This is a genomic window from Georgenia daeguensis (assembly GCF_039537705.1).
Taxonomy (GTDB): domain Bacteria; phylum Actinomycetota; class Actinomycetes; order Actinomycetales; family Actinomycetaceae; genus Georgenia; species Georgenia daeguensis.
The window spans coordinates 1-4107 of sequence record NZ_BAABBA010000056.1; the positions used below are offsets into that span (position 1 = coordinate 1).

Consider the following 4107-nt stretch of genomic DNA (forward strand, 5'->3'; position numbering starts at 1 on the left):
GCTGGCAGCAACTCCCACGCTGGGTGTTTTGGAGCAATCGAACCCCTGTTGCGGAACGCTCGCGCGGGCTAAGCGTTGAGTGAAGACGACTTCGGAACACCCGTGCAGCCGACTTCGGAGATTGACACTGGCCTTCGGTGTTAAATGGCGGCACCGGACGCATCACAAGTTGGTTCGAAACTCGGCGCGTCGGCGCCGGCGTGCTCGCCGACTTCTGCGACACTCCACCACGTGAAGACCGTCGGATACGCCCGAGTCAGCACCGGGCACCAGTCGCTCGAGGCCCAGACCGACGCACTCACCGCCGCGGGGTGCGCGCGGATCTTCACCGACAAGTTCTCCGGCGCTCGGGACGACCGGCCCGGGCTCGCCCAGCTCCTCGACTACGTCCGCCCCGGCGACACAGTCGTCGTCGTCGCCCTGGACCGGCTCGGCCGGTCCCTCTCCGGAGTCATCCGCACCGTCGAGACACTCACCAACGCCAAGGTCCTCCTACGATCCCTGCGCGAGGGCATCGACTACTCCACTCCCACCGGGCGGATGCTCGCCGGCATCTTCGCCTCCCTCGCCGAGTACGAACGCGACCTTATGCACGAGCGCGCCGCCGCCGCCCGCGAGGCCGCCCGGCTCCGCGGGCGGCACACCGGCCGACCACCCCGGCTCACCACCGATCAGGCGCGCCAGGTCCGCGCCCTGCGAGCCGGCGGAGAGTCCATCACCGACCTCACCCGCAGCTTCGGCGTCTCCCGCGCCACCATCTACCGCGCCCTCAACGCACCCGACCTCGACTCGGCACCCGCCGGCGACCTGACCACGGCAGGAGCCAAGTCATGAGCCGCGAGAACCTCCCGCTGCCAGACAGCTACCCACAGCTGCTCGAGGAGCTTAAGCGCACCGTCGCCGACGCACGGTGGCGCGCACAGCGCGTGGTCAACACCGAGCTGATCAGTATGTACTGGCAGATCGGACGAACCATTCTGGCCCGTCAGGACGTGGAAGGGTGGGGCCGAGCCGTCGTCGACCGACTCTCGGACGACCTGCGCCGGGCCTTCCCGGGAACGACGGGCCTGAGCAGGCGAAACCTCTTCTACATGCGGTCCTTCGCCGAGGCCTGGCCCGGCGAAGAAGTGCCGCAGCCTGTGGCACAACTTCCGTGGGGCCACATCCGGGTTCTCCTCGACAAGGTAGACAACCGGGTCGAGTTGGACTGGTACGCAGCTGCGGCTGCTGAGCACGGCTGGTCGCGGAACATCCTGCTCAACCAGATCATGAACCGCCTGCACACCCGCGTCGGCGCCGCCCCGTCGAACTTCACCACGCACCTGCCGGCCGCGGACTCCGAGCTCGCCCAGCAGCTCACCCGCGACCCCTACGTCCTCGACTTCCTCGACCTCACCGGGCCCGCCGCCGAACGCGACCTCGAGACGGCACTGATGACCCGGCTCCAGGACTTCCTCCTCGAGCTCGGCCACGGCTTCGCCTTCGTCGGCCGCCAGTACCACTTCGCCGTCGACGGCGACGACTTCTACATCGACCTGCTCTTCTTCAACTGGGCACAGTCCCGCTTCGTCGTCGTCGAGCTCAAGATCGGCCGCTTCGCACCCGAGCACCTCGGCCAGCTCGGCTTCTACGTCAGCTGGGTCGACGCCAACCTCCGCGACCTCGACCGCCACTCCCCCACCGTCGGGATCCTGCTGTGCGCGGGCCGCAACGACAACGTCGTGCGCTACTCCCTCGCAGGCACCACGGCACCCGTGGCCGTAGCCGACTACACCTACGACACCCTCCCCGCCTCTGTCCGAGAGGCCGTCCCCACCGACAGAGAGCTCGCCGCCGCCGCCGCAGGTGTAGAGCTCAGTCAACTAACGCACAACACGAACAATGCCCCCAAGCCCACGTCCGCCGAGTCGCTGCTCTCCACGTCCGAGGCCGCGGCGATGCTCGGAGTCAGCCGCCAAGCAATCGGCCAGATGGTCAAACGAGGAGACCTCCAAGGCAACAAAGTCAGCGACCGAACGCTGGTGATCTGGCAGAGCAGCGTCGAGCGCTTGATTCAGCAGCGACAAACACCCCAGGACTGAACCTTTACCTCTATTAGTACTACTGAACGAGCACGGGAGGGCCTCGCCGCAGGCGCGGCGCCCAACTGAAGCTGAGCGCCGCGACCGCGATATGCGAGCACGAGTTAGCTGCGAAGCGCAGCCCGACAGGTCAGCCCATCTCCATACAATGCTTGCACCGCGGATAACCACCGGTGCCCGGCTTCTTGTTGTACGAAGGAATCTGCTGCCCGGAAGGGCAGTCGCTGTGGTCGTGGTAGACGTCTGGATCTGACGGGTTGCTCGAGTGGTAAGCGGAAACCTTCATGCCCAACTCCTGTAGGTAGTAGCGGTCTCCACGGTGGAGCCCGCACGGGTACTCCTGACAGTAGGACCGGCCACCCACATGACTACTTCCCCCGACTTGATCAGAAATCGTTCGCAGAACTCATCCGCGTCAGGACAGCTTCTGAGTGTTTGGGGGCCTTGCGGCCCACGTGGAGCGTGGGAAACCCTTGTGGTGGGTCGCCTGCCGACGTCGGGCCCGTCTGGTGCCAACGAGTCCGTTTCTGAGTGTGACGTGGGAGCTTCGGGCACATGGAACTGCTGCCTTCGAGCGCGTACCTCAGACTCCACTGGTGAAGCTCCTCAGGTGATCCGCCTCTTGCTGGTTCGTGTGGAGGTGGTAGCGGTGGAGACGTTGGTGGAGCGGTGTGCGGGGCTCGACGTGCACAAGGACACGGTTGTTGCGTGCGTGCGGATCACGTCCGGTTCGCAGGTCCAGACGCACGCGGCGACATTCGGGACCACGACTGCGGAGCTGCTCGGCCTGCGGGACTGGCTGACCGGTTACGAGGTGACGCTGGTGGGAATGGAGTCCACCGGGGTGTACTGGAAGCCGGTCTACTACGCCCTGGAGGACGCTCAGGCCTGCTGGTTGCTCAACGCCCGGCACCTGCGCAACGTCCCGGGCCGGAAGACGGACATGGCTGACGCGGCCTGGATCGCGCAACTGATCGCCAACGGGCTGGTACAGCCCTCGTTCGTGCCGCCGAAGCCGGTGCGGGAGCTACGCAGCCTGACCCGTTACCGCAAGGCGCAGATCGAAGAACGCACCCGGGAGGCGCAGCGCCTGGACAAGGTGTTGCAGGACGCCGGGGTCAAGCTCTCCTCCGTAGCCTCGGACATCCTCGGGGTCTCTGGCCGGGCGATGCTCACCGCCCTGGTCTCCGGTACCCGGGACCCGGCAGTGATGGCCGACCTCGCCAAGGGAGCGCTACGCAAGAAGATCCCCGCCCTGCAGCAGGCCCTGCGCGGGCGCTTCTCCGATCACCACGCCCTCATCGTCGGAGAGATCCTGGCGAAGATCGACTACCTCGAGGAGGTCATCGCACGCCTGTCGGTCGAGATCGACAAGGTGATCGACCCTTTCGCGCCGGATCGTGACCTGATCACCACCACACCAGGGATCAACACCCGCACGGCCGAGGGGATTCTCGCCGAGATCGGTGCCGACATGACGGTCTTCGGCACCGCGGAGCGACTGGCCTCCTGGGCCGGGCGCTGCCCCGGACAGCACGAGTCCGCCGGCAAATCCAGATCCGGTGCCATGCGTAAGGGCAACAAGTGGCTACGGACCTACCTGCACGACGCCGCCACCGCCGCGATCAAGGTCAAGGGCTCCTACCTCGCCGCGCTCTACGCCCGGGTCAAGGGCAGGCGCGGGCACGCTAAGGCCATCGTCGCCGTCGAGCACTCGATCCTGGTGTCAATCTTCTACATGCTCGAACGCCGCGAGCCATATCAAGACCTCGGCGCGGACTACTTCATCCGCCGCAACAACCCTCAACGCAGAGCCAGGCGCCTGATCAACGAGCTTACCCAGCTCGGCTACACCGTCACCGCCCAGCCAGTCCCAGCCTGACTCACCTCGGGTTTCACCTCAGCCTCGATCCACCGGTCGGCTTTCGTCGGTCATTCTGAGTCGTTCGGCGTGAAGCATTTCGTGTGCGGGCATGGAGGACTCGCCGGTCTGCCCGGCTTTTCCACTTCGGGTTCCTCGGTCGTG

Annotated in this window: 3 protein-coding genes and 1 pseudogene; all 4 read left to right on the top strand. The window is 66.1% G+C overall.

Annotated features, from left to right (window positions below; translation table 11 throughout):
- Nucleotides 1-231 precede the first annotated feature (231 nt).
- On the top strand, nt 232-834 hold the full coding sequence (locus ABD774_RS21210; protein WP_345045681.1) for a recombinase family protein: 603 nt from the start codon (nt 232-234) through the stop codon (nt 832-834).
- Nucleotides 831-1853, top strand: a pseudogene (locus tag ABD774_RS21215) (PDDEXK nuclease domain-containing protein); the annotation flags it as partial. The gene ABD774_RS21210 and the pseudogene ABD774_RS21215, both read left to right, overlap by 4 nt.
- A gap of 57 nt (nt 1854-1910) precedes the next feature.
- Nucleotides 1911-2081 carry a helix-turn-helix domain-containing protein gene (locus ABD774_RS21890; RefSeq protein ID WP_486327359.1) on the top strand — a complete coding sequence of 57 codons (171 nt, stop codon included), beginning with the start codon at nt 1911-1913 and terminating at the stop codon, nt 2079-2081.
- A 649-nt stretch (nt 2082-2730) separates the two neighbouring features.
- Entirely contained in the window at nt 2731-3963 is a 1233-nt protein-coding gene (locus ABD774_RS21220) for an IS110 family RNA-guided transposase (protein WP_345045686.1), read from the top strand.
- Nucleotides 3964-4107 lie beyond the last annotated feature (144 nt).